The 1,992-nt window shown below is 42.0% G+C and carries 3 protein-coding genes; all 3 read right to left on the reverse strand.

The window, feature by feature from the left end; translation table 11 throughout:
- Positions 1-48 precede the first annotated feature (48 nt).
- Positions 49-669 (reverse strand): HNH endonuclease, encoded by a 621-nt coding sequence (locus tag OU793_RS24285; RefSeq protein ID WP_236578035.1) that lies wholly within the window; start codon positions 667-669, stop codon positions 49-51.
- Between the two features lie 105 nt (positions 670-774).
- Positions 775-1,017, reverse strand: a complete 243-nt coding sequence (locus tag OU793_RS24290; RefSeq protein WP_017449642.1) for a hypothetical protein — start codon at positions 1,015-1,017, stop codon at positions 775-777.
- A gap of 734 nt (positions 1,018-1,751) precedes the next feature.
- Positions 1,752-1,992: lysozyme inhibitor LprI family protein (locus tag OU793_RS24300; RefSeq protein ID WP_369335227.1), on the reverse strand; the 241-nt coding region annotated here is incomplete at its 5' end.

Here is a 1,992-nt window from a genome sequence, read left to right on the forward strand (position 1 = left end):
AGTATATTCATGCGCATCTGTAAAAAGTGTCGCACTTCAAACTTGATACTAAGCTCTGTTTTCCTCGAACCAAAAGTCATGTTGATTCAATTGAATGTCAAATCCACTTTTGGATAAAAAGTTAATCTGCTCTCGATTGAACTCTACTCCGTGCTCTTTTCTGAACGCCTTCATTTGACATAAAAACCTAAACTCCTCAATGTCTTTAGTTCCTTTTGAGGAATTACAGGTTTTACAACACGGCAATAAATTTGAGAGTTCTGTTTTACCTCCTCGAGACTCGGGGACAAAATGATCAACAGTTAGCGTTTCAAGCGTTAATCCAACCCCGCAGTAGTAGCAAAAACCGGAGGTTTTGTTAAAAACATCCGACCTATACTTTTTCACGGAGCTCTTTCTGTCATTTGGTTTAACAGTATGGTCGAGGAAATCTGGATCTACTTCGTTTTCATCAAACAAATGAATGTACTTTTCATCAATCTCCCAAGGACCGTCATAAGAAAAAGCTCTTGCTAAAATTTTGCAAGCGTTTCGAGAACATCCGACAACGGTGTAGTTTATACCCTGCTCATTTTCATACCACCCTTCAACCTGAGACATAAAACCCCCATGAACTGGACAGCATCCTTTATTAAGCCTATTTAAGCGCTCTTCTACTTTCTTTCTCATTGCTTCCTCGGAGCCTAACGCCGCATTAAGGGGTGAACAACGCCACCACTTAAGCTAATTCAAACCAAAACTGCCAAGCGTTGTGAATCCCTCTTGAATGCTTTGTTAGTTGCCAAACCTAAAACTTTGATTTGATGTTAATTGCTGCTTTGCCAACACTAGCTTGATGTGCTTTGAAAAGCTCAGTTCAGGCGCAGTTTCAAAGCGCCTGTCACTGAAACCACTTGGAACATACAACGCCGTAGAAAACGGACTTTGAACACCAAACAAACTTTTTGGAACGACAATGCAGCAGAGCTGACTTTCAACAAGCGAATCAGCTTCTGAAACGGCAAACCAAAACCACACTAATAAACATCGAACGCAACTTCAGCAAACTTACACCTAAACACAGAATCAGGCAAAAACAGCACAGACCATTAGCCCTAAATGCTCTGCTTTAGCTGCGTTTTTCGCCTTGGCAACTAACGCCGCATTAAGGGGTGAACAACGCATTCCACCCAAACTAAACCATTGTGCCGTAAACACTAAAGCCAATTCAAACCAAAACTGCCGAGCGTTGTGAATCCCTCTTGAATGCTTTGTTAGTTGCCAAACCTAAAGCTTTGATTTGAAGTCGATTGCCGTTTTGCCAACACTAGTTTTATGTGCTTTGAAAAACTCAATTCAGGCGCAGTTTCAAAGCGCCTGTCACTGAAACCACTTGGAACACGCAACGCCGTAGAAAACGAACTGACAACACCAAAAAGACCTTTTGGAGAAACAATGCCACAAAGCTGACTTTCAACAAGTAAATAGGCTTCTGAAACGGCAAACCAAACTAGGAAAAGATCGAAGCTCAATTTCCGCGAACCAAGAGCCCGAAGTTCGAAGTGCAAAATCGAGCAAAGCACACGAACATTAGACCTAAACACTCTGTCTTAGCTGCGATTTTCTCGTTGGCAACTAACGCCCTGTTAAGGTGTGAGCAACGCAATACCGAAGCCCCCGCATACCACCTTAATCACTAAATTCAACGCATAGCAAAAATGCCACGCATTGCGAATCACTCTTGAACAGTTTGTTATGTGCGTGGTTGAAACCTACTCTACACTTGGCTCCGGTAAAACTGGTGGTGTACTGTCCATATAAGTTAAAAAGTTTTCCCATAACTCGTGCGTTCTTTGCTTAGTTAACTTAGTTTTGCACGATATCGCCATAACTCCACGAATAGTTCCATCACGCCATTGCGTATAAACCGAATCACAGTGAGAGGACATATATGCTTGCTTGGATTCAAGTACGAAGTGCGACACCTCTGAACATAAAAACAGTGAAATGCGA

It is taken from the genome of Vibrio sp. VP6 (assembly GCF_028823755.1).
Taxonomy (GTDB): Bacteria; Pseudomonadota; Gammaproteobacteria; order Enterobacterales; family Vibrionaceae; genus Vibrio; species Vibrio parahaemolyticus.